Below are 25,216 nucleotides of genomic sequence, written 5' to 3'. Positions count from 1 at the left end.
TGCCTGGTTACGGCAGGAGCCCGAGAGGTGAGTATGAGCGAGACCGCTACGGCGACTCAACCCCAGCGTCCCCAGGCGACTCACGGCGGTTTCCGCAGCGACATCCAAGGACTCCGGGCGGTCGCCGTCGGGGTCGTGCTGCTCTTCCACGCGAACGCTCCCTTCCTGCCGGGCGGTTTCGTCGGGGTCGACGTGTTCTTCGTCATCTCCGGATTCCTGATCACCGGGATCCTGCTGCGGGAGGCGACGGCGACCGGACGCATCAGCCTGGCCGGCTTCTACGCGAAGCGGGCTCGGAGGATCCTGCCCGCCGCGACGGTCGTGCTCGTCGTGACGGTCGTGCTGACCGTCCTCTTCCTGCCGCAGATCAGGTGGCAGAGCGTGGGCGTCGAGACCATCGCCGCAGCCCTCTACGTGGTGAACTGGGTGTTCGCCGCCAACACCGACTACCTCAACGCCGAGGTGGCGGCGAGCCCCCTGCAGCACTTCTGGACGCTCGCGGTCGAGGAGCAGTTCTACATCGTCTGGCCGCTCGTCATCATCGTGCTGCTGTTCTTCGCGCGGCGCGGGCGCGGGAGCGGGCGCGGGAGCGGCACCGCCCGGGCGACGCGTCTGCTCCGCTCGGGCGCGCTGCTGCTCCTCGTGCCGTCGCTGATCTGGTCCGTCGTGTATACGGCCAGCGATCCCGCTCCCGCCTACTTCGTCACGACCACGAGACTGTGGGAGCTGGCGATCGGCGCGGTCGTGGCGGTGTTCGCGGCTCAGCTGGAGCGGGTGCCTCGCACCGCCGGTCTGCTGCTGGGCTGGGCCGGCCTCGCCGGCATCCTCGCCGCGAGCCTGTTCTACACCTCGAGCACGCCGTTCCCCGGTGCCGCGGCGCTGCTTCCGACGCTGTCCGCGGCGGCGGTCATCGTCGGCGGGATGGGCGGCCGTGCGAATCTCGGGGCGGGGGCACTGCTCTCGCTGCGGCCCATGCGGTGGGTGGGCGACATCTCCTACTCGCTGTACCTCTGGCACTGGCCCCTGGTCGTGGTGGCCACCCATCTGCTCGGCGACGAGCTGCGTTTCCGCTACGGACTGCTGGTCGTCGTGCTCGCGTTCCTGCCCTCCTGGCTGAGCTACCGCTTCATCGAGAATCCGTTCCGCAACTGGTCGCGGTTCAAGGAGGGGGTGCGGGCGGCCCTGCTCGCCGGCGCCGGGCTGGTGACGGCTTCGGCGCTGGTCGGTGCGAGCCTGTACGTCGCACCCGTCGTCTCGCAGCCGGACGTTCCCGAGCGCGGCACGGCGCTCGGAGCGATGGCGCTGGTGGACGATCCCGCAGCGGGGGAGCCCGTCGACGTGGTGCCGGGAGGGTTCACGCCGTCGGCGCTGGGGGCCCGAGACGACAACTCGGTGATCTACGACAATGGATGCCACGCCGACCAGGGATTCACCGAGCAGCCCGGCTGCACGCTCGGCGAGGAGGAATCCGAGACCACCGTCGCGCTGGTCGGCGATTCACACGCTGCCAGCTGGGCGCCCGCGCTGGAGGAGCTCGCCGAGGAGAACGGCTGGAGGCTGCGGGTCTTCACGAAGTCGGCATGCCCGTTCGCAGACGTCGACATCTCCAACGCGGGGCAGCGCTACGACGCCTGCGCCGAGTGGAACGAGGACGTCGAACGGATTCTGCGGACGGAGCGGCCCGAACTCGTGGTGACGACGAACGCGGCTCAGCGGAACGTCTGGGACGGCGGATCGATGGGGCCGAGCGTGAGCGAGGAGCTGTTCGCCGAAGGGCTGCGGTCGAGCTGGACACAGCTGAACGAGGCCGACATCCCAGTGGCGGTGCTCGCCGACGTCCCCCGGATGGGGATCGACGTGCCGGAGTGCGTGTCGGCCAACCCCGAAAGGCTCACCGCCTGCGGTGTGCCCCGATCGGAGGCGATCGACGCACAGCCCGAACCGGACCGGCTCGCGGCCGGGGGGCTGACCGAGACGGATCTGATCGACATGAACGACTGGATCTGTCCCGCGGAGACGTGCGTGCCGGTCATCGGCAACGTCCTGATCTGGCGAGACGGGCATCACCTGACGGCGACCTACTCGACCTCGTTGGCGGAACCGCTCGAGGACGCGCTCGATGAGACCGAGATCGTCGAGGAGGATCTCGGTCTCGAGCGCTGACCGCCGCGCGGAGCGGCGTCGGTCCGCGCCGCCCCGAGCCGAAGCGGCTTCAGGCTTTCGCGCGTTGCTCTGCGACGGGTACGAGATGCTGCGCCAGCCAAGGGGCGAGCGTGCGCGCGAACGTCGCGGTGAGGTGATTGTAGTCCTGGTAGACGACGGCTCCCCCGATCAGCGTGTGGCAGCGCTCGGGGTCGCACACCACCTCCGCGGGATTCACGATCAGGTCCGCGGAGGACTTCCCCGCCGACTGGAGCCAGGAGTCCGCGGCGGGCCGCGGGGAGGTGCACGGATCGTCGATGTCGCCCGCTGCCTCGATGCAGCTCGGCGCCTCGATCTCCTTCGAACCGGTACCGGGCACATCCCGCAGCACGACGAGGTCCTTGCCCGACTGGCGGATCGCCTCGAAGCGCCGCTCGGCCTCGGCTCGGACCGCATCGGAGTGGTCGTAGGTGGGCTCGTACGCGGTATAGACGACGAGGTCGATCGTGTCGCTCGCGCTGACCTCGTCGAGCACCTCATCGCTCCACTCGACGCAGCGCTCCCGCTTATCCAGGGGAGAGCGCACACTGGCCACGCCGAGCGCGCTGCAGCCGGAACGGGCGCGCATCTCGAGATTCCAACGCTGCTCTTCGGCGAGTGCATCGAAGGCCGGGTAGATGGAGTACATGTGTGAATCGCCGATGAGCATGAGCGTGGTGTCGGCATCCCGATCGACCGTGCACCGGTGCTCGGAACGTCCGGCGAACTCCTCCGAGGTGCACGCGTCGTCGTGCGCGATGTAGGAACCGAAGGAGTCGCGCTGAGCTGCGGTGGGATCCACGGATGAGGCCTGCGCGTAGGGCTCGTCGCAGTCGTTCAGGATGGCGTAGGCGCCGAAGCAGCCGGTCTCGTCGGTGCTGGCCGAGGCTATGGCCTCCTGCCGCTGCTGGGTCTGTACGCCGCCGACCGCGACCGGGGTGATCGTCAGAGCGAGCACGGCGGCCATTCCGGCGCACATGAGCACGAACGTCGGTCGACGACGGCGCAGCATCCCGGGTGCATTGCGCACCGGATCCTCGACCAGTTGCTTCGTCGCGATCGCGAGCAGGACGGTCGCGATCGCGATGAGGGTCCCCCAAGCCCAGCCCGGCGCGCGACCGAGGACCGCCGTCGCCGTGATGATGAGCGGCCAGTGCCACAGATAGATCGCATAGGAGGTGTCTCCGACCAGTTGCACGGGCCCTGCCTTGGCGAGATACTGCGGCGACCACGCCGAATCGCTGTCGCCGAACCAGAGCAGTGCGGCGGTGCCCAGCACCGGGATCAGTGCGATCGAACCGGGGAAAGGGGAACTCGCCTGGAAGATGAACGCCGGGGCGATGATGCACGCCGAGGCGATCCAGCTCAGCGCGACATGGGCCGACCGCCGTAGCCTCACGGCGGGAAGCACGGCGATGAGGCCGCCCGCTGCGAACTCCCACGCGCGGGTCGTGGTGATGAAGTACGCGGAGGGCTGCGATCTCGCGGTCTCGAAGACGGAGAACGCCAGTGATGTGGCGAACACGAGGACGAGTGCTGCGGCAACCGCGTGCCGGGGTGCGATGCGCCGGCTGCGCGCCGCGGCCCAGACGGCCGCGATGATCAGGATCGGCCAGACGATGTAGAACTGCTCCTCGACCGACAGGGACCAGTAGTGCTGGGCGATCGAGGCGGCGTTGTCCTCGGCGAGGTAGTCGACGGAGTCGGCCGCGAGCCGCCAGTTCAGCAGATAGACGGCTGAGAAGGCTATTTCGATGAAGTTCTGCTCTCGCGCGAGCGGGGGCAGCACGAGATACACCGCGACGGTCGAGACGAGCAGTACGAGGAAGGCCGCCGGGAGCAGCCGTCGCGCGCGGCGAGCCCAGAACTCGAGCAGGTCGATCCGGCCGTTGCGGGTGACCTCCCGCAGGAGATGCCCGGTGATCAGGAAGCCCGAGATGACGAAGAAGACGTCGACGCCGATATACCCGCCCGGCAGCGCCTTCGGGGCGAGATGGAACACGACGACGAGTGCGACCGCGATCGCGCGGAGCCCCTGGATATCGAGACGGAGCTGCTTGCGAGACACGACGGACATTCTATGTCGTGCAAGATGACCGGGAGCGGCATGCGGCGGTCGCTCGATCGGGCGCGTGTCCCGGAGCCGGGTCAGGCCGGCGCGGCCGGCGTGCCCAGCAGCCAGGACCGCGAGAGCGCGGCGCCGCGAGCCGTCCATCCGTCGTGCAGGCGCGCGGGTCGATCCGCTCGGCCGGGGGCGGCTACTCGCCCGAGCAGCTCGGAGAGCCGGGCAGCCGCGCGGTCGCCGTCGACGCTGCACCACTCCTCGGCGTGCCGACGGAGCCGCTCCTGATCGACGCCGCCGGCGCGGGCGAGGCTCGCGAAGCGCGTCGCGTCCTCCGGAGTCCGGATCGCGGGGTAGACCGACTCGTCGGCGAGGAACGGGTAGTTCACCGCGGCATCGTCGATGTGGACGGTCGCGGTGGGGATGCCGAGTGCGGCGCTCTCCCAGGCGACGCCGCTGGAGAACTGGAAGAGGAAGGGCGGGCCCGAGGCGAGCAGATCGAGGGTGCGCTCACCCTCGTACAGCGACCACTCCGCCGGCATCATCCCGGTGATCTGCGCGAGGTCGGAGCGGGGATGCGGAGCGACGACCATCTCACCGAGGGACCCGGCGGCGACCGCCGAGAAGATGCGACTCAGCACCTCGGGCTCGTGCGGAGACAGCGCCAGGACACCCGCTCCGTCGCGGCGCACGGACGGAGGCGCCTGCGAGAGCACGTCGCTCGCGAGGTTGCCCACCGCGTCGAGCAGGGATGCCGGGATGCCGAGCTCGTCGACGTAGTAGTGCTGCTCTCCGACACCCCGGAGCCCGGCGTACGACACCGGCAGGTCGAGGTAGGCGAGATTGGCGGCCACCGGGGCGTGCGGCACGTAGACGACGGGCACGCCCTGCTCCTCGGCGGCCACCATGAGCGCGCGCATGATCGGGGAGTGCTGCGTCGCGACGAGCACGCCCCGGTAGCCGCTCAGATCGAACGCGCGGTACTGGGTGAGCGCCAGCGCGACCTTGTACAGCTGGTTCTCGAACGATGCGACGACGGCCTGCACGGCGCGCGGTTCGAGTGTCGCGATGATGCGCCGCACCGCCGAGCGCACCGAATAGGCCGCGAGCACCGGTTCCCGCTGCTCCTCTGACGGAGCGTGCACCGGAAGGGGTGCGGAGTCCCGTGCGACGAGACGGTGCAGCGCGCGTTCCTGGTTCACCGTCTCGGTGACGACCAGGATGTCCCCGTACCGGGAGTGCGAGGCCGGCTTGAACGGTCGCTGCGCGGGGGGCAGCTTCTGGAGCCGTTCGGGGAGGTGGCCGCGCAGGTGGAACAGATGCAGAGCCGGCCGCATGCACCACAGCAGGGTCTCGGCATCATGGGTCCGGATCGGCACGTGCGCTCCTTATCGCGGGCGGAGGGGGCAGGTCTCATGCTAGAGGCTATTCGCCGATAGGCTAGCCGCTGAGGTGCAGCACACGCTGCGCGGGCGGTTCGCGTCCGGGCGTGTGGGGCGTCGCAGACGACAGTCGAGGGAGGAAGGGCGGCGAGGTGAGCCACAGTTCGAGTGCCTGGGCGATCATTCCGGCACGGGGCGGCTCCGTGGGGATCCCCCGCAAGAACCTGCGCATGCTGGGCGGCAAACCGCTCATCCGTCACTCCATCGACACCGCGCTCAGCGTGCTTCCCGGTGAGCGGGTCCTCGTCGTCACCGACGACGAGGAGATCGCGGCCGTCGCCGCGGCCGCCGGAGCATCGACGATCCTCGAGACCGAGCCGACGCCGCCGGAGGAGACGCTCGACACCAAGATCCTGCGCAACCTGCCCGCCCTGCGCGCTCGCGGAGCCGGGGAGGACGACCCGGTGCTGACGCTCCAGCCGACCTCGCCGCTGCTCCGCGCGGACACCGTTCGGGGGGCGATCGACGCATTCGAGGACACCGGGGTGCGGTCCGTGCTCACGGTGCAGCGCGATCAGCACCTGCGGTGGCACCGCGATGACGACGGCGGGGTGGTGCCGCTCTTCTCCGCCCGGGTCAACCGGCAGCAGCTGCCGCTCGAGTACCGGGAGACCGGCGGTGTGATCGCGGCACGGCTCGGCGATATCGAGTCGCTGCGGACGCGGGTGATCGAGCCCGTTCGCGTGATCGAGCTGGAGCCGGACGAGGCCATCGACATCGACGACTACGCCGACCTGCTCGCGGCCGCGCACCTCCTCAGCCGGATGCGCGTGGCGATCCGCGTCGATGCGTCGCCGTCGCTCGGCATGGGACACGTCTACCGGATGCTCGCGCTCGCCTCGGAGCTCGCCAGGCACGAGGTGACGATCTACCTGAGCGCCGACGCGCCCCTGGGACAGCGCTTCTTCGCCGCCCATCCCTACCGGGTGGAGTGCGTCGCCGACGAGTCGGAGTTCCTGGATCGACTGGGGCGCACGCAGCCGGAGCTGCTGGTGCTCGACGTGCTCGACACCGAGGCCTCGCAGATCGCCCGCATGCGTCACGCATCGCCGGGCAGCAGGATCGTGTCGTTCGAGGATCGCGGCACGGGGGCCGCAGAGGTCGACCTGCTGGTGACCGAGTTCATCGACAGCCCCGATGTCGCGGCGGAGCGCAAGCTGGCCGGCATCGACTTCGCGCTGCTCGCCCCGGGGTTCGAGATCGAGGCCTCGGATCGCGCGCCGATCGACGGCGCCGCTCGCGGCGACGTCGAGGAAGTGCTGGTGCTGTTCGGCGGTACCGACCCGTCCGGGCTCGCGAGGCGGGCGCTGGGATCCCTCGCCAGGGTCGGGTACTCGGGGCATGTGACGGTGGCGCGCGGTCTCGGCGCCCCACCCCTGCGATCTGATGGGGACGGCTACCCGTTCTCCCTCAGCGTGCTGGAGAACGTGAAGAACATGCCCGCGCTGATGTCGAGCGCCGACTTCGCCTTCACCTCGGCCGGGCGCACGGTCATCGAGCTGCTCAGCCGCGGCACGCCGGCGATCTGCCTGGCACAGAACGAGAAGGAGCTCACCCACACGCACGCGAGGGCGGAGAACGGCGTGCTGTTCCTCGGCCACGGCGTCTCCGTCGACGACGCGACGCTCGACGCGGCCACCCGGTCGATGCTGGACGATCCGGAGCAGCGGCGGAGATACGCCGAACGGGCTGCGGAGGCGGGCGCTCAGCGGAGCAATCGCAAGACGCTATCGGCTATGCTGGCCCGGCTCGGATTCGAGGAGCTCTCGGTCTACTGACGGCTCCCGGTATCGACATCAAGTGAAAGGTTCAGGGCAAGTGTTGTTTGAACGCGCATACGCCGATCCGTACATCATCGCCGAGATCGGCGTGAACCACGAGGGTTCGCTCGATCGGGCGAAGGCGATGATCGAGGCGGTCGCCCGCGCCGGGGGGCACGCCGCGAAGTTCCAGACCTACAAGGCCGACACGCTCGCGAGCGCGACGAACAGCCCCTCGTACTGGGACACCTCGCAGGAGCCCACCACCTCTCAGCACGAGTTGTTCCAGAGGTACGACGGCTTCGGCGAGGCCGAATACGTCGAGCTCGCGAGCTTCTGCGCGGAGACGGGGATCGACTTCCTCTCGACCCCCTTCGATCTCGACGCGGTCGGAATGCTCGCACCGCTCATGCCCGCTGTGAAGGTGGCGTCCGCGGACTTGACCAACGTGCCGCTGCTGCGCGCCGTCGCCGCCACGGGCAAGCCCGTCATCCTCTCGGCGGGAGCCTCGACGCACGAGGAGATCGACTGGGCGCTCGGCGTACTGGAGCAGGCCGGGGCGACCGAGATCGCGCTGCTGCACTGCGTGCTGCGCTACCCGACCCCGCCCGAGCACGCGAACCTGCTGGGTATCGAGCAGCTGCGCGCCAGGTTCGGCGGCCGTGCGGTGATCGGGTACTCCGACCACGTCGCCCCGTCCGCGGACGGTTCGCTCCCGGCGCTCGACATGGCCTCGATCATGGGGGCCCGTGTGATCGAGAAGCACTTCACCGACGATCGCGCCGGCGTCGGCAACGATCACTACCACGCGTTCGACGAGGCGCTGCTGCGGGAGTACGTCGCGTCGCTCGAGACGTTCAGGCGACTCGCGGGCGACGGGATCCCCGACATCGAGGCGCAGGGCGCCGCGATCGAGAACGCGCGTCGGCGCATCTTCACGACGAGGGATCTCGCGGCCGGCACCGTCGTGACCGAGGAGGATCTCATCGCGCTGCGCGCGAACACGGGTCTCGAGATCGCGGCCTGGGACTCGGTGGTGGGCCGGCGACTGGCCGTCCCGAAGCAGTCCGGCGAGGCGGTGGGCCTCGGCGACCTCGCCGAGGCGTAGGCCGTCCGGCTACAGCCGCGCCTGCTGCAGGACGGCCTCCCGCATCACCGGGTAGGTCTCCTCGATCACCGAGACCGCGCGCGCGAGCGAGGGCCAGTCCGCCCGCATCTCGGCGGTCAGGCGTCGGTCGAGCTTCTCGCCGAGTTGCGCATCGCCGGCCCACAGCACGTGCTTCCTGCCGTGCAGGGTGGCGGTCTGACCGAACCCCCGTCCGTCCTCGCTGATGAGCACGCTCGGCTTGCGGCGGCTCACGAAATCGAGATGCGCGTGAACGCGATAGCCGATGTGCAGATCGACGTCGCGGTAGAAGCCGATCTTGTCGAGGTCGTAGGCGACATCGCGCACCTCGAACCCGAGGGCCCGGGCCGCGGCGGCCTGCGCGACGAGCGGCATGCTCTGCCGGCGGGTGGTCTGCGCGTCTGGACGGATGCCCCGGTGGAAGGCGGCGATGAGTCTCGCGCCGGCGAACCGCTTGCGCAGCAGGCGCATGATGGCGATCGATTCCCGGGTGTTCGCCGCGTGCGCGGGCGTCGTGTAGACGATGGTACCCGGCGCGGCCGCGACCGGTTCCGGGTCCGTGCCGAGGTGGGGCACCGAGTACCACGCGCTGCATCCGGTGCGGACCGCCTCGATGCCGAACTGCTGCGCGATCTCCCGGGTGACGTCGTCGCGCACCGAGATCGGGGCGCCCGCCTCGGCGATCGCGCGCAGCGTGGAGACGCTGCGCGCCGTCATGGCGAAAGAACCGGGGTTGCGTTTGGGGAGTCCCTGCCATCCCAGCGCCAGTCCGGACACGGGGACGCCCTGCTCGAGGGCGTTCTGCACGACGGGGAAGACCCCTTCGACCATGCGCGGGGTGAATCCGGGTCCGCCGCACAGCACGAGCAGACGGGCGTCGTCGGGCAACTCGATCTTCTCCCAGCGCGGGATCGACACGAGTTCCGCCCCGGGCAGGAGGTGAGTCCACAGCTTCCGGGCTCGGGAGTGGATGAGGTAGTCGCCGACGTTCTTCTTCGCGCCGTGGGTCAAATACACCGTCATGCTGCAGCCTTCTTCACCCTGCCAAGGTACACGAAGCGTCGAGTAGGATTACCGCTGGTGTATTTCAGGATCGAAAGTCGGGGATGAGCAGCAGGAACGCGACGCAGAAGAGCGGGGTTGCTGTCCGCCGCGGATCCTTCCGGCCCGAGATCGAGGGACTGCGCGCCCTGGCGATCGGCCTGGTGCTGCTCTTCCACGCCGGCGTTCCGATCCTCCACGGCGGCTTCGTCGGTGTCGATGTGTTCTTCGTCATCAGCGGGTTCCTCATCACGAGCCACATCGTCCGGGAGATCGAGACGAGGGGTCGGCTCGACCTGGTGAGCTTCTGGGGTCGCCGGATGAAGCGGCTCCTGCCCGCGGCGCTCACCGTGTTCGTCGTCACGGCGCTGGCGGCCTGGTTCGTCGTACCCAACACCTCCTGGCGCAGCATCGGAGCCGACATCGCCGCGGCCTCGCTGTACATCGTCAACTGGCGCTTCGCCGCGGAGGCCGTCGACTACAACGCCGAGGGCGCGGGCGTTTCACCTCTGCTGCACTTCTGGTCGCTTGCGGTCGAGGAGCAGTTCTACGTGATCTGGCCGATCCTGCTCGCCCTGGGCGCGTGGCTGGTGCTCAGGGGCCGCGGCACCGGGCGGGTGCGAACGCTCACCGGCGCCGTCCTCGCTCTCGTGGCGATCCCCAGCTTCGTGTGGTCCGTGCACTACACGCAGGTCAATCCCGACGGAGCTTTCTTCGTCACCACGACCCGATTGTGGGAGCTCGGTGCGGGCGCCGCGGTGGCGGTGGGGGCCGCCTGGTGGCCGTTGCTGCCGCGTGCGGTCGCGGTGCTCCTCGGCTGGGGAGGCGCTGCGGCGATCGGCTTCGCCGCCCTCGCGTTCAGCAAGGCGACGCCCTGGCCGGGAACCGCCGCACTCGTGCCCGTGCTGGGCACCGCCGCGATCATCATCGCCACCACGGGGAGGGATCTGCGCTGGATCGACGCGGGACGGTTCTTCGCCCTCGGTCCGCTCGTCTGGATGGGGAGCCTGTCCTACTCGTGGTATCTGTGGCACTGGCCGGTGCTGGTGCTGGCGGAGGCGCAGTGGGGTGAGCTCAGGCTCAGATACCGGCTGCTGCTGGTGCTCTTCTCGGGAGTGCTCGCCTGGCTGAGCCTCAAGTTCATCGAGAACCCGATCCGCCGATCGAAGCGGTTGGCCGGGAGCCCGGGGCTCACCGTGTCGTTCGGCCTCAACCTCTCCTTCGTCGGGGTACTCGCGGGTCTCGTGCTGATCCTGCTGGTGCCGAGCTCGACCGGTGCGGGATCCGCGACCGGCTCGCCCGCGAGCGGTGCCGGTGCGTTGCGGACCGGAGCAGACGGGGTGGTGCTGCCGTACGAGCCCGCCGAGACGGCGGCGGGAGTCGTGCCCTCGCCGGCGGATGCGACCGCTGATCTGCCGCAGGCTCAGCACGACGGCTGCGTCGTGAGCGACGACGAGACCGAGGTCGTGGTCTGCGAGTACGGGGATCCCGAAGGCGACCTCCAGGTCGCGCTGGTCGGCGACTCGAAGATCCTCCAGTGGCAACCGGCGATCTCGCAGATCGCGGAGCGGAGGGGCTGGCGGATCAGCACCTATTTCAAGTCGGCGTGCGCCTTCGCCGAACCGCTCTACGATCTCGGCGACCGACAGCGCGCCAACTGCGCGGAGTGGAATCGTTCGGCGCTCGCCCGGCTGAAACAGGATGCGCCGGACGTGGTCGTGACGACGGGCCGCAAGGTGTTCGACGGAGTCGACTCAGGTGGGGACGTCGACCCGGGGGCGGAGATGATCGCGGCGTGGTGGTCCGAGCTGCGGGAGGCGGGAATCCGCGTCGTCCCCCTGCTCGACAATCCCGCCCCGGACTTCGAGGTGTACGAATGCGTCGCCGAGCACCCCGAAGAGCTCTCGCAGTGCTCCTTCGATCGCGACGAGGCGATCGAGCGATCGGGAGCGGGCTTCCAGCTGGCCGCCGCCGAACTGCTGGGAGTGGAGACGACGGTCGACACCGCTGACCTGGCCTGCCCCGCTGCGGAGCGCTGCCCCGCGGTCATCGGAGACGTGCTGGTGTATCGGCAGGGCTCGCATCTGACCGACACGTTCATCGAGTCGACGGTCGATCTGCTCGAAGCGCGTCTCTCGCCGGCCGTCGAAGCCGCGGGCGGCTAGCTACCGCCGTTGCTGCGGAAGCAACGGCGCCAGCGCCTCCGCGACGACGGGCGCCATCTCGCGGGAGAACGTCTTCGAGATGTGGTGCCGGTCCTTGAACACCAGGAGGTTCCCCTGCACCGGTGGGCAGGTCGAGCCGCAGAGGTACTCCGTGAAGTCGAGCCGGGCGACGCCGAGATCGTCCGCGAGCACCTCGTCGACGGCGGCGATCTCCGTGTGGACGCCGTCCTCCCGATCGACCGCGCACCGCTGCGGTGCGCGCGTGTGCTTCGACAGACAGGACATGGGGTCGCCGGGGAAGAGGGGCGTGTCCTGCAGGAGGACGATGCGGCTGCCCGACGGCAGGGAGGGGAGGAGCGCCCGCATCGAGCGCTCGTACGCCTCCGGGGGAGTGAGTTCGGGCCTCACCGAGCTGCTCAGCACGATCAGGTCGGGCGGATCCGCCGCGAGCGCGTCCAGCACCTGCTGCTTCCAGAGCATGCACGCGGGGGTCTCGTCGAACCCCGCCGAGAGGCTGCGATCCTGCAGCGGGCAGCCGCTTCTCGTGTGAGCGGTGAGACGGATGGCACCGGCCTCGGCGACGGTCTCGAACGCCGGGGCCCACTGGGCGGCGTGGGAATCTCCGATCAGGGCCACCGATGGGGCGTCCGGATCGGACCCGTAGGTGCATCCCGGCGGGGGATCGGTGCTGACCGTCGTCAGGTTGCAGCCCCGGCCGCTGGGAACAGCGGACTCCTCCTGGTGGTCCTGCAACCGCACGTTGAGGTTGCTGCCGACCACCGGCGGAGCGACGGGAGCGTTCGTCAGCACGAAATCCGGTGCCGCCTCTGCGGCGTGCATCGCCATCGCGGGGACCGCGCGCATGCCGACCACGGCGATGCCGGCGACCAGCACCCCCGCGATCACGGCCGCCGCGAGCGCCGGCCACGACGAACCGCGCCATCCGGCTCGCGGACGCCGGAAGGGCGTCTCGACGAAGCGATAGCTGAGCCAGCCCAGGGGGAAGGCGAGCAGGCCGAGCAGCAGGGACTGCCAGGAGGAGAGGGGCGTCCTCCAGGAACCGGCCGCCTGGGGCAGGATGAGCAGGGGCCAGTGGACCAGATAGACGGAGTACGAGACGGCGCCGATCCACAGCGCGACGCGATTCTGCAGCAGCTTGCCGAGCAGGCCGTCGTACGGGCCCGCGACGATGATCGCTGCCGTCGCCAGCACCGGTACCGCCGCCCAGTACGAGGGGAAGGGCGTGGTGCTGCTGAACAGCAGAGCGCAGGCGGCCAGCGCGGCGAGTGCGACGCCCGCGATGGCGACCCGCACGCGGCGGACGACGCGCAACGGGCGACGCATGAGGATCAGAGCGATGAGCGCACCGACGCCGAGCTCCCATGCGCGTGTGGGGAGCAGGAAGAACGCCCACGGCTGGTTGATCGGCGTCAGCAGGATCGACGCGGCGAACGACGCGAGGACGATCAGCGCGATGGTCCACGTGACCACCCGCAGGCTGTTGCGCGACATCCGGTAGACCGCCCAGATGATGAACGGCCAGAGCAGGTAGAACTGCTCCTCGATCCCGAGGGACCAGTAGTGCTGGAACAGGCTGGGGTCGGGCGAGGCGAGATAGTCGGTGCCCTCGCGGGCGAAGAGGAGATTGGGGATGTAGAGAGCCGTCCACGCGGCGTCGCGCGAGACCCTGGCGAGAGCGAGCGGGGGGACGACGAGCCACGCGACGAGCAGGGACGCTGCGAGCACGCAGAGCGAGGCGGGCAGGATGCGGCGCACGCGGCGGGCGTAGAACGTCCCGAAGGCGAAGTCGCGGCGCACCAGGCTCTGACACAGGTGACCGGTGATGAGGAAGCCGGAGATCACGAAGAAGACGTCGACGCCGACGAAGCCGCCGGTGAGTGCGGGGAGTCGGGCGTGGTAGAGCACCACCAGCACCACCGCGATCGCGCGGAGCCCCTGAACGTCCGGCCGGAACGAGGACGGAGCCTGCGCCGGCCGCGCGGGGGCGCGCTCGCTCGTCCGAACGGATCCGCTCATCGGAGCAGCGCATCCACCAGGCGCGCGCGAGCCCGTCCGTCCCGGTGGTCGAAGGCCTCCTCCACCCGCCGACGATAGCGGTCCGGCAGGTGCTCGATGACACCCTCCAGCGCGGCCATCGCTGCGGCTGGGGTGCGGACCACGGGACCGAATCCTTCCTCGCGGAACGCCGAGGAGCGCCGCCGCGGGCTGTCGGGCGGGCCGAGGCGGCGGGAGGGGGCGGTCTGCAGATACACGGTGGGACGGCCGAGGTAGGCGGCGTCGAGGGCGTCGGTGCCGGAGTAGTCGGTGAGCACCGCGGCGGCGGCGCCGAGCACCGCGATCCGCTCGGTTGCCGAGGACGCGATCTCGACGTGGCCGGGAACGGCGAACAGGTCGGCGGGAGCCCCGTCGGGGAGGAGCAGCACCACGCGTCCGATGCGCTGTCCGAGCGCCCGGAGCTCGGGCATCTGCAGCACCGAGTTCCACCCGGTGATGAAATCGGTGGTGCGCACCTGCTCGAGTCCCTCCGGAGGCAGCATCGCCGGATGCTTCAGGTCGCGGGGCCAGCTCGGGGCGAGTGCGAGTGCGGATGGCGCGATCCGGGCCGCTTCGAGCAGGTCGTGATGCGGGAGCCCGCTCAACCTCGCACTGTTCGGCATGACGAGCGATCTGCCGTAGCGACCGCCTATCCGCTCCAGCTCGATCGAGGTGGACACGGGGACGATGTCGGCGCGTGCGATGGAGCCGTCGCGATAGGAAAGCCGGTCGAGTCCCGTCCGCGGCAGCAGAACGATGCGCCAATCGCGACGCAGGTCCTGCCCCGGGAAGGGATCGAACGCCTGTCGGGTGGCCCGGGGGGTGAACACGAGCTGGGCCCGGCGCATCAGCGCGAGGTGGGCGGAGGAGCCGGCGGTGACCGTCCGTGCGCCGGCCGATCGCAGCCACTCGGCGTGGCGCGAGCCTTCGGGCAGCACGAAGCTCGCCTGCACGTCCGAGAGGTGCCGCTTCGTGTACTCGTGCAGTGCGCGGCACTCGAGCGCATCGCCGTGCTCGTCCGGAAGGAACACCCAGACGCGTCGACGCAGCAGGCCGGGCCTCGGGAGGCGCTCGGCGCGCTCGCCGGCCGCCTCCGGCCGACCGGCGGCGGCCGGAGGCCGCTGGCTTCGGGGCTGCACCGCGATCGGCGGTTCGAGCCCGTACGTGGCGCGGATATCCGCGGCTCCGAGCACCTCGCCGCCGGCCTCGATCTCGAAACCTCCCCCGCACGCGAATGCGACCCGCGAGCCCGGGGCGGCCCGGTACACGAAGACGTGCTGATAGACCCAGTCGGCCCCGAGGAACTCGATCGAGCGGCGCTTCTGGTCGGTGATCACCGCGGTCCGCGGCTCGATGCGCAGATCCACGGGAGGGGCCGAGTCCGTCGAATAGATCGCGACGCGCCTCGACCCGGAGGCCGGGTACCACAGGAGATGCTCGACGGGAGACGCATCGATCTCGCCGACCGCGGCCAGCCAGGCCATGCGGTACTCGAGCGGCACCGCGAAGATGTCGAAGCGCCGGATCGACTCCGCGCCGATCCGTTCCAGGTTGCGCTTGAGCAGTCGCCGGATGATGGCGAGTTCGTGCTCGCCCGCCAGGTCGACGGGGGTGTCGGGATGCCGATTGCGTCTGAACAGCATGAACACGAAGTAGAGCAGCAGGTTCGCCAGCCAGGGCGGGCACTCGTCGCCCGCGCGATCGAGGAGCCCGCCGTGCGAGATGCCGAACAGGGAGGCGTAGCGCGACATGTTGCCGCTGTGGGTGGACACGATCGAGGAGCCGTCGGAGCGGCGGAGATACCGGTACCCGGCGCCGGGCACCAGGACATAGCGCGCGTCGTTGCAGAGGAGGAAGTGCCCGATGAAATCGGTGTCGGAGGACTGCAGGATCCGCTCGTCGAAACGCAGCCCGTGCCGCTCGATGACCGCGCGCTTGAAGAAGGCGACCCCGCCGAGGGTGTGGATCTTCCGCGGCTCGGCGTGGAGGTCGACGACGGAGATGCCGGCGTCCGCGTAGCGGGCGTCGAGCGTGTGGCCGATCTCCTCGCCCGCGGGTGAGGTCAGGATCGCGCGTGCCGCGAGCATGGTCTCCTCGGGGAAGGCCGCGCGAGCCCGCTCGACTTCGGCCAGGTAGTCCGGGTCGAGCCGGTCATCGGGATCCGGGTGCGTCACCCACGCGCCGCGCGCCCACTCCAGTCCCATGTTCCGGGCCGACGCGACGCCGCCGTTGGGTTTCGAGACGACGCGAACCGCGAAGTCCGTCGTGGGCATCCACTCGCGCACCATGCCCTCCGAATCATCGGGGGATCCGTCGATCACGAAGACGATCTCGTAGCCCCGGTGATCGGCGGTCTGGTGCTCCAGGGAGCTGAAGAACGCCGGAAGGTACTCGGCGACGCGATAGCAGGCGACGATCAGCGTGGTGTGCGGCGCCGATCGTTCCCAGTCGGCGGCGTCGCGGTTGATCATCGTGGAGACGGGGTCAGCCATGGTGCGGCTCCTCATCCGGCCGGCGGTCGACCTCTCTGCCCACCCGGTAGATGCGTTTCGCGTTGTCGTGATCGAGATGTCCGAAGAACTCCTCGATCCGCCGCTCGTACCGGGGCGAGACGACGCAGTCCCGCTCCAGGTACGCGCAGAGAAGATCGACCAGTTCGTCCTCGGAACCCGTGACCTCTCCGAAGGCGTCGCGCTCGTAGTCGAACGAGTCCTCCCGGTAGTGGGGAGGGATCGAGTCCGGCTGATAGTAGACGACCGGCTTGCGCATGTGCGCGAAGTCGAACTGGACTCCGGAGTAGTCGGTGATCATGAGATCCGCGGAGACGAGCAGCTGCTCGTAGCTCACGTCCTCGGTCGCGGCCCGCACCTCGACCCGCTCGTCGTGCGCCTGGAAGTCGGCGAGCTGGGAGCTGGCGTTGGGGTGCAGGAGGAACACGAAGCGGTAGTCGAATCGGCGCAGCGCCTCGTGGAGGCGAGGATTGTTGATGAGCGAGTCGAACACGCGGAAGTACTCGGTGCGGCGGAAGGCTCGATGACCGTCGGCCTGGCGGTCGCCCTGCTGCGGATCGTGCAGGTAGGTGCGCCAGGTGGGCGCCAGCAGGATGGTGCGCCGGGGCGCCGAGACCAGCCCGTCGTAGCGCGCGAAACCGGTGACCTCGACCTGATCGGGTCGGTATCCGTAGGACGGCTGCAGCAGGTTGTCGCGCTCCATCCCGGAGACCACGCACACGCGCTCGAAGTCGGTGTAGCCCGCGTTGAGCACGTAGTCGAGGCGATCGATCACGAGGCCGTGGTTGATGTAGACGACACGTGCGTCGAACAGATCCCGGAAGTGCTTCTGGTCGTCCTGGAAGCCGAAGGTGTCGGTGGGGGACAGGCGCGTGGCGAAGACCACGGAGGCGTTGAGATAGTGCAGGCGCTGCTCGTCCGTACCGTAGGAGAGGTACGGGAGTCCCTTCTCGAGGAACTGCCGTTCGAGAGCGCTGCCGGGGCGCAGCACGTAGTGCTTCTCGATGCCGTCGTTCTGCGCTGCGGCGTACGCATAGGCGTACTCCCCGTTGTCGCCGCCCTTCACGATGCGGTCCGCGTACATCCAGATGCGCTTGCGGCTGAAGCGGCGACGCGACAGGAAGTACTTGAGCCGCAGGCGCGCGGCCGCGACGCGCACGGGATCGCCGGAACCGCGCAGGAAGCGCTGTCTGCGCATCTCGGCCGCGATCAGCCTCCTCCGCGAGTACGGGGCGATCGCGATCCCGCGATGCACCGGTGTGAGGATTCCCGTGCCGGGAATCGCCCAGTAGGCCCCCTGCTGATAGCTCAGCTTCGCCGCGGCTCGCGCGAAGTAGAGCTGGAGCGGCAGCGAGACGCGGTCGTTCTCGTAGCGGAACTCCACGCGCTCTCCGATGCCGGTCAGAGGGATCTCCGCGCTGAACGTTCGCGCGCGGGACAGCAGGTGCCCGTGCAGCAGCACGTCGGCGTATCTGCCCCGATCCTGGAGGGGGAACGACTCCTCGCCGGTGCGGAGCACGAGGTCGTAGCCGGGATAGTCGAAGTGCAGCGGCAGGCGCCCGTGAATCGTGAGCACGCCGTCCCTCGTGTGCATCCCGTCGATGGTGATCCGCGTCGCCTTCGGCCGTTCGATCTCGAGTCCGTTGAGTTCGGTGAACGGCCCGTCGGCGTCCTCGAGCTGCGCGGGAGCGAAATCGTGCAGGTGCTTCAGCCGGAGGAGGAAGTGCCGCAACGCGGACGAGAGGGCCTTGCCCCGCGTCCGCGGCGACCAGAGCCGGGCGTCGTCGACGGTGCTCAGCGCGCGGGTGAGGAGCCGGGAGTACGCGGCGAAACCGGCGTCCGAGAGCGTGAGCTTCTGGCCGGGCCCGCTGTTGAGCCGCAGCCGGACGGCCAGGAGGTAGACGAACACCTCCTGCAGATAGTCGTGCGCGGGGCCGATCCCCCGCGTCGTCTCGAGCAGATGCGCCCAGTCGTCGGCGAAGGCGGTGTACCAGCTCTCCGTGAGCGCCTCGGGCGCCTCGTCCGCGCGGTCCTCGTGCCCCTTCGGCGAGTGCACGCCGCCGAGCACGCCGAAACCGCCGCTGACCGACAGCGCCGCAGCGAATGCGATGCCGTCCCCGATGCCGTGCCCGGAGTATCGATGGACGACCGCCGACAGCACGTCGGCCCGCACCAGGGTGGCCGTGGAACCGGCCCAGAGCGGAGCGCCCCCTCCGGCGACGACGGTGCCGACCCCCTCGAGCTCCTGGTTGAGACGGTACTCGTAGGCCGCCTCGCTGAAGACGTGCAGGTCTTCGGCGGCCGATCCGTGGAGTCCGGCGAAGGCGTCCGTGGCGAACCGACTCCCAGCGGGCACGAGGCAGACGCGCGACGAGGCGGACAGGCCGTCGAGCGTCCCCTCCCGCAGAAGGTCGCCGATCCGGTCGCCGTGGATCACACGGATCTCGTGATCGTCAGAGAGTCCGCGGATGGACTCCCGCGTGGCTTCGACCTGCTCCTCATCCTCGGGTCCGAGAATCACGAAGCGGATCGCCGGGGGCTCGGCGGCGGGCTCGAACCGGGCCGGAGAATCGGCCCGCATCTCGGCGTAGGAGGGATCGAGCATCAGGACGGAGAGCAGATCCCGCGCCCCTCCCACGGGATAGCGCAGGGCGGGCGGCTGCTGCATGGATTCGACGCCGTAGGGCAGCGCGATCGGCACGCCGGCTCGGAGGCCGCTGCGGACCCAGGTCTCGGCCGCGAGCAGGCGCTCCCCGAACAGATCGGGAACCAGGATGCCCACGCGTCGCAGCAGTTCCTCCCGGTCGCAGTCCCCCGACGTCAGCACGGGCAGTCGCTGCGCGAGCGGGTCTTGCGGATCCAGAGCCCCCGTCTCGTCGTACAGCACGACCTCGCCGATCCCGGAGGGCGGCAGCTGGGCGAGCACACGAGCGCAGTCCCACTGCGCATGATCCGCGCGTGCGGGGAGCACCACGCCGATGACGGGTCGGAGAGGGACGAGCGGCCGGGCCCCGGACGGGCCGGCCGCGATCCCGCTCAGGAGTTCGGCGTCGCTGCCGCGCGAGCGCAGCCGGTCCCGCAGAGACGCCGACGCGACGAGCCAGACGGGGCGGACCCCGAACCGCTCCCGCACCCGGTCCTCGCACCACTCGATCGGGGGCAGGGTCGGGACGTCCACGCGACGGAGGTACTCGTCGAGCACGATCTCGACGCGCCCCGCCTGCAGGCCGAGCTCGTCCGGGTGGGGGAGCGCCCAGAGGAACTCGGGGCTGTCGAAGATCAGCCGATCGATCCTCGTGGGATCGATCCAGTTCACCCACACGGCCCGTTCGCGCTCGACGGCCTCGGCGAGTCCGTCGTCGATGGGCGCTCGCTCCATGGAGCTGAAGCGCGGGCGGACTCCGTTGACCAGTCCGACGGGCTGCTCGGTCCCGGCCGCGAGACCCCGGACGAGCGTCGTGGCGTCGCGGAGCGGCGCCATGTTGTCGTTCCAGTCCGAGACGACCGCGACCGCGAGCCGCTCACGGGCCGGTTCGCCCCGCATGCCCGGGGCGGAACGGGTGATGGCGGGGCGAGCGTCGCTCAGCCTCCAGTCCGGTGCGGCCTGAGCGGCGATGCTGCGATGCGCGGCCTGGAACTGGCGCATGTAGCTGAGACGGTTGCCCGACATCCACGTGGGGCGGAAGTCCGAACGCGACAGCGAGCCGAGCGTGAGCTGCACGAGGCTGAGCGGGTCGGGCAGTTCGAGCAGCGAGTCCCCGCCGAAAGCGCTGGTGAGACGCTCGGTGAACTCCGAGTCGGCGCCCTTGCGCACGGCATCGAACCGTCCCAGACGCTCGAGCACCGGAGCGCGGCGGAACGTCAGCGACGAGGCGTTGGTGCGATGCGGCAGGTAGCCGAAGTAGGTCAGCGTACCGTCCGTCAGGACGCGCTGCGCACGCGAGACCGACGCGATGAGGCCGGTGTTCTCGCGCAGCGGGAGCACCTGCAACTCGATGCGTTTGGGATGCGAGAGATCGTCGGCGTCCTGGAACGCGACGAACTCGCCGCGGGCCTCGAGCAGGCCCGCGTTCCGGGCCCGGTAGGCCCCGCCGTTCTCGGACAGGGGGATCACGCGAACGCGCGGATCCGAGGCTGCGGCGGCGGCCAGGAACTCATGACCGGAAGGCGAGCTGTCGTCCACGATCAGCACCTCGAGGTTCGACCAGGACTGCCGGATCAGCGACTCGATCGTGTTGAGGAAGCCGGCGTCGGGGCAGTAGGTCGGCACGATGACGGTGACGAGCGGCTGCTGCTCCCGCGGGAGCGCAGCGGGAGCGACCTCGGGCGCCCGGATCGCCGAGAAGAGACGCTCGGGGTCGTCGAAGCCCTCGGGCTGCAGGCCGTAGGGCGCCAGACCGCGTTCGGTGAACGGCGCGTTGAACGCCTTCCACCAGATGTCGAACTGGCCGGGTTCCCCGTCCGCGCCCGCTGCGCCGTCGGAGGCGTCCCACTCCGATCGCGTCTGCGGGCGGAGGAAGTCGGTCTCACCGGCCCAGACCACCCCCGGAGGGAGGAAGGGGAGCTTGGCGAACTCCCGGAACAGCGCGTGGGCGTCGGTGAGCACCGAGGTCTGAGCCGCGAGCCGGAGCGCGTGGGCAGCGCCCTTCGTCCACAGCTTCGACTCGCCTGCCAGCGCATGGAGCACGGTGGACGCCGCGGAGAAATGCCGCGGACCGGGATCGAGGACGCACGCCAGAATGACGGAGCACACGGCATAGGGAGCGTTCCACTCCCGCATCTGCGAGGAAGAGGTCCCGTCCTCGATGCACGCGAGCATGCGCGGCCAGCTCATCCTGCCCTCGGTCGAATCGCGCGCGAGGCGTTCCAGCACGTCGTACGAGCGGAGCCGGCTGCCCATCGAGAGCATGCGCCAGGGCGACTGACGACTGAGGCGCATGAACTCCATGCGGGTGAGTTCGGTGGGCTCGCCGAGCCCACCCGATCCGGCGAACTCGTTCGACGCGTTCATGTGCAGCGACATGGAGGAGGATCTGGGCTACTGATCCGCCGAGGAGCCCGGCGTCGAAGGCTCGTCCCGCCGCGCGTTCTCGAATGCCACGCGAGCCGCGATCCGTTCGGGGAGATGGTGCTCGATGCGGTCCAGGCGCGCTGTCACGACGCCCAACTCGCGCTGCACCGCCTCGCTGGTCGCGGCGGTGTCGGTCGCGACCCCGCCGTGCAGGGAGTCGCGCAGCTGATACACGGCTGAGAGTGTCTTCCGCAGGAAGACGAGGACCACGAAGCTGCACACGGCCGGCACCACGAGCAGCGCGAGCAGCGCGATGCGCAGCGGGGCGAAGAGGCACACGGCCGCGGTGGCGAGCACGCAGGCGCCGAGCACGATGATCGCGATGAGCTGGCGTTGAGAGGAGAGGCGCATGATCCTTCTTTGCGGTTCCGTTTCGGCCCGAGGCGCCCTGCGCCCCGGCCCCGGGGGTTAGAGCCGGTGGATGTTGCTTCCCTGCACGCTGTTGCGGGTGTCGAACACCGGGAGCGGGGCGTCGACCAGCAGCGACAGGTCGATGTCCGAGTGGTCGGTGACGACGATGGCCACGTCGGCTTCGGCGAGGGTCGCGGGGGTCAGCTCGACGCGCTCGGCTCCCGCCGGCCAGCGGTGGTCCTCGACGTGACTGTCGACGGCGAGCACGCGCGCGCCGTACTGCCCCAGGAGCTCGATGATCCGCAGGGCCGGGGACTCGCGGGAGTCGCCCGAGTCCTTCTTGTAGGCCACGCCGACCAGCAGCACGTTCGAGCCCTTGAGCGCCTTGCCCTCGTCATTGAGCAGGTGCATGGTGCGCTGCACGACGTGATCGGGCATGTGCTCGTTGACGTCGTTCGCCAGCTCGACGAAGCGGAAGTTGCGGCCGAGCTCGGTGCGCACCTTCCAGGAGAGGTAGCTCGGATCGATGGGGAGGCAGTGACCGCCGACACCCGGTCCGGGGGTGAACCTCATGTATCCGAAGGGCTTGGTGGCCGCGGCGTCGATGGCCTCCCAGACGTTGACCCCGAGCTCGTGCGCGAAGACGGCGAGCTCGTTGACGAGCGCGATGTTGACGTGGCGGAACGTGTTCTCGAGCAGCTTGGCCATCTCGGCCTCGCGGGGGGTGCTCACCGGCACCGTGCGGTCGACGAGGTCGGAGAACAGCCGGTCGACCCGCTCCAGCGACGCTTGGTCGATGCCCGAGACGATCTTCGGGGTCGTCTTGAAGCTGAACTTCTGGTTGCCCGGATCGATGCGCTCGGGGCTGTAGCCGACGTGGAAGTCGCTGCCCGCCGTGAGGCCGGAGCCCTGCTCGAGGATGGGGATCAGCAGTTCCTGCGTCGTGCCGGGGTAGGTGGTCGACTCGAGCACGATCGTCGCGCCCGGGGTGATGTGCGGGGCGAGTGAAGCGCCCGAGCTCTCGATGAAGCTCAGATCGGGCAGCGAGTCCTTGAGCGGGGTCGGCACGGTGATCACCGCGTAGTCGAATCCCGCAGCCTCGTCGTAGGTGTTCGTCGCGCGATAGCGCCCCGACTCGCGCGCCGCGGCCAGGGCGTCGTCCGGGATGTCCTCGACGTACGACTCGCCCCGGTTCAGCGCATCGATGCGGCGCTGATCGAAATCGATGCCGATCACGTCATAACCCGCCTCGACCGCCCGGACGGCGAGAGGAAGGCCGACGTAGCCCTGGCCGATGACGATGAGCTTGGGTGCAGCTGAACTGTTCACCAGCACATTCTAAACGGGAAGAGCTGCGTTGACGAACTCGCCGGAGCCGCCCGATGGTAGATTGTGGGCCTGACGTCACGGGTAGCGGGGGCATATGAGCAGGGATCCGATCGATGCTCGCGACGAGCCGGTCGAGGCCGACGACCGCAACCTCCCCGAGGCGGCTTGGGAAGCCCGCACGCCCCACACCACGCTGATCCTCGCCTGCTACCGGGTGGCCGAGTACCTGCCCGGGTTCCTCGCGTCGCTCGACGCCCAGACCGCCGACCACTCGGGGTACGAGCTCGTCTTCGTGATCGACGGCTGCCCGGAGGGGTCGGAGGAGGTCGTGCGCGAGTGGGCCGGGCGCACCGACTACGCCGTGCGCACCGTCGTGAAGCGCAACGGCGGAGTCGCCTCCGCGAGGAACGCCGGTCTCTCTCGTGCGCGCGGCGCGTGGGTCTCCTCGCCGGACCCCGACGACCGTCTCGACCCGGGCTATCTCGCGGAGATCGAGGCGGCGCGCGCGGCGCACCCCGACGAGTGGATGTTCGTGGGCCGCATCCGCCTGCAGGACCCGCAGGGGAGGGACATCCGGCACCCGCTCGACTTCAAGTACGCGGGAGGGGAGCGCCGTGCGGTGGATCTGATCGAGACCCCAGACGACATCCAGACGCTCGGGGGAACCGTCTTCTTCAGCGCCGAGCGCATCGCCGCGCACCGGCAGCGGGTGCGGGAGGATCTGCCGACGGCCTCGGACGCCGACTTCATCATGCGCTACCTGCTGCTGAACGGCGCCCGGTACGTGCTGGTGCCGTCGGCGGAGTACTGCTATCGGCGCCGGATCGACGACTCCTCGATCGTGAAGACGCAGGAGCGCAACATCGAGCGCTTCACCACGGTGTTCGGGGTGACGCACCGGGCCCTGCTCGAATCCGCGGGAGCGGAGTGCCCGCAGTGGCTGGCGAACACCCTGCTGTACTTCACGTTCTACCTCTTCCGGCGGAACCGCCAGGCGGACTCGCCCGTCTACGGCGTCGCCCAGGGGGTTCTCGACGAGATCCGGGCGGAGCTCGCCGAGAACCTGCGGCGCATGGGTGCTCGGCGCATCGAGTCGTTCCGCATCTTCGACGTCCCCCTCGAGATGCGGATGGCCTGGCTCTTCGCGGCGCAGCGCGGGCTGCGCCGTTCGCCCGTCGAACGACTGGGCGGTGACCCCGCGTCGTCGCTGCGGGTGGGGTTCTACTCCGATGCGCCGGGGGCGCCGGGCGGGCTGGAGGTGAGCGGAGCCGGGATCCGGGAGACGAAGGTCCGTCGCGTCGAGTACCTCGGATCGACCTGGGGCTACCAGCACATCCTGCGGCTGTCGCCGGCGGCGCCGGACTCGGTGGTGCTGACGAGCACGGACGGCTTCGTGTTCGAGCTGGGCGGCCGGCCGCTGACGGCGGCCGGGATCCGCGCGGAGCTCGGGCAGCGCAGACCCGATGGAGGTGCGGCTTCTCCGAGCGGCCCTGTGCCGACCCTGGGCGCTCGGGCTCGGAGCGCGTTCGCGAGGCTCCGCTACTCTCTGCCGCTGCGGTTCGCCGCCGTGACCGGCTACGACCGGCGCTTCTCCGGGGCCTGGGCGGTTTCCGACGAGGCGGGCGCCTCCTGGCTGCCGGATGTGTGCCGGAGTCTGCTCGACGCGCGACCCGGCGCACCCGACGTGTGGTGCGTGGTCGACTCCTCCTCCGACCGGCAAGCCCTTCGCGGTCTGCGGACGGTGACGAGGGGGAGCGCGCGGCACTTCATCCTGATGAAGCACGCGCGGCTGCTCGTGAGCACCGGCCTCTCCCACCACGAGATGCAGCCCTTCCCCGCCGAGGTGCTCGCGCGGACGTGGCGCTTCGTCTACCTTCCGGCCGAACCGCCCGGACCGCGGGACTATCGCAGGCTCAACACGCTTCCGATCGACGCGATCGCCGCGGATGACGAAGGCGAGTTCGCGCTCTACACGGGCGACGGGGGAGACTACCGCTTCCTGCCCGGTGACGTCGTGCTCCTGCCCGGCTACCGGAGAGGCGCGGTCATCGGCTCCGAGGCGCGGGAGGCCCTCGCCGCGGGCGGGCCCGGCACCGACTAGGCTGGTCAGCGGTTCCGCACGC

At 69.9% G+C, this 25,216-nt stretch carries 13 protein-coding genes; 5 read left to right on the top strand and 8 right to left on the bottom strand.

Going from position 1 to position 25,216, the window contains the following annotated elements; genetic code table 11:
* The first annotated feature begins 33 nt into the window (after positions 1-33).
* Entirely contained in the window at positions 34-2,163 is a 2,130-nt protein-coding gene (locus tag ACWKZU_RS15760) for an acyltransferase family protein (RefSeq protein WP_449283283.1), read from the top strand.
* 49 nt (positions 2,164-2,212) lie between these two features.
* On the opposite strand, the gene ACWKZU_RS15755 is transcribed toward ACWKZU_RS15760, so the two are convergent.
* Both ACWKZU_RS15755 and ACWKZU_RS15750 read right to left on the bottom strand, forming a co-directional pair.
* Complete coding sequence (locus ACWKZU_RS15755) at positions 2,213-4,249, bottom strand: acyltransferase family protein (protein WP_449283282.1); 2,037 nt, start codon at positions 4,247-4,249, stop codon at positions 2,213-2,215.
* Between the two features lie 80 nt (positions 4,250-4,329).
* Positions 4,330-5,622, bottom strand: coding sequence for a hypothetical protein (locus ACWKZU_RS15750; RefSeq protein ID WP_449283281.1), 1,293 nt, complete (start codon positions 5,620-5,622; stop codon positions 4,330-4,332).
* A gap of 155 nt (positions 5,623-5,777) precedes the next feature.
* Between ACWKZU_RS15750 and ACWKZU_RS15745 the strand changes: the two genes are divergently transcribed.
* Positions 5,778-7,463 (top strand): cytidylyltransferase domain-containing protein, encoded by a 1,686-nt coding sequence (locus tag ACWKZU_RS15745; protein WP_449283280.1) that lies wholly within the window; start codon positions 5,778-5,780, stop codon positions 7,461-7,463.
* A gap of 43 nt (positions 7,464-7,506) precedes the next feature.
* Entirely contained in the window at positions 7,507-8,553 is a 1,047-nt protein-coding gene (locus tag ACWKZU_RS15740) for an N-acetylneuraminate synthase family protein (protein WP_449283279.1), read from the top strand.
* A 9-nt stretch (positions 8,554-8,562) separates the two neighbouring features.
* On the opposite strand, the gene ACWKZU_RS15735 is transcribed toward ACWKZU_RS15740, so the two are convergent.
* Entirely contained in the window at positions 8,563-9,594 is a 1,032-nt protein-coding gene (locus ACWKZU_RS15735) for a polysaccharide pyruvyl transferase family protein (RefSeq protein WP_449283278.1), read from the bottom strand.
* Between the two features lie 83 nt (positions 9,595-9,677).
* Between ACWKZU_RS15735 and ACWKZU_RS15730 the strand changes: the two genes are divergently transcribed.
* A complete protein-coding gene (locus tag ACWKZU_RS15730) occupies positions 9,678-11,777 on the top strand; it encodes an acyltransferase family protein (protein ID WP_449283277.1) in 2,100 nt (699 codons plus the stop codon).
* Here ACWKZU_RS15730 and ACWKZU_RS15725 read toward each other — a convergent pair whose 3' ends face one another.
* Genes ACWKZU_RS15725 through ACWKZU_RS15705 form a run of 5 tightly spaced genes read right to left on the bottom strand, consistent with a single transcriptional unit; the run spans position 11,778 to position 23,093 of the window.
* A complete protein-coding gene (locus tag ACWKZU_RS15725) occupies positions 11,778-13,814 on the bottom strand; it encodes an acyltransferase family protein (RefSeq protein WP_449283276.1) in 2,037 nt (678 codons plus the stop codon).
* Positions 13,811-16,324, bottom strand: a complete 2,514-nt coding sequence (locus ACWKZU_RS15720; protein ID WP_449283275.1) for a bifunctional glycosyltransferase/CDP-glycerol:glycerophosphate glycerophosphotransferase — start codon at positions 16,322-16,324, stop codon at positions 13,811-13,813. The genes ACWKZU_RS15725 and ACWKZU_RS15720 overlap by 4 nt, the downstream gene beginning before the upstream one ends.
* Positions 16,317-21,365, bottom strand: coding sequence for a bifunctional glycosyltransferase/CDP-glycerol:glycerophosphate glycerophosphotransferase (locus tag ACWKZU_RS15715; RefSeq protein WP_449283274.1), 5,049 nt, complete (start codon positions 21,363-21,365; stop codon positions 16,317-16,319). Before ACWKZU_RS15715 ends, ACWKZU_RS15720 begins: the two co-directional genes overlap by 8 nt.
* A gap of 15 nt (positions 21,366-21,380) precedes the next feature.
* Complete coding sequence (locus tag ACWKZU_RS15710) at positions 21,381-21,764, bottom strand: hypothetical protein (RefSeq protein WP_449283273.1); 384 nt, start codon at positions 21,762-21,764, stop codon at positions 21,381-21,383.
* A gap of 57 nt (positions 21,765-21,821) precedes the next feature.
* On the bottom strand, positions 21,822-23,093 hold the full coding sequence (locus ACWKZU_RS15705; RefSeq protein ID WP_449283272.1) for a nucleotide sugar dehydrogenase: 1,272 nt from the start codon (positions 23,091-23,093) through the stop codon (positions 21,822-21,824).
* 94 nt (positions 23,094-23,187) lie between these two features.
* Here ACWKZU_RS15705 and ACWKZU_RS15700 point away from each other — a divergent pair, with 94 nt between their 5' ends.
* Positions 23,188-25,194 carry a glycosyltransferase gene (locus tag ACWKZU_RS15700; RefSeq protein WP_449283271.1) on the top strand — a complete coding sequence of 669 codons (2,007 nt, stop codon included), beginning with the start codon at positions 23,188-23,190 and terminating at the stop codon, positions 25,192-25,194.
* The last annotated feature ends 22 nt before the right edge of the window (positions 25,195-25,216 follow it).

The sequence above is a fragment of the Leucobacter sp. genome, assembly GCF_053528595.1.
Note: the sequence above shows the minus strand (reverse complement) of the source record. Positions and strands in the feature narration are given on the sequence as shown.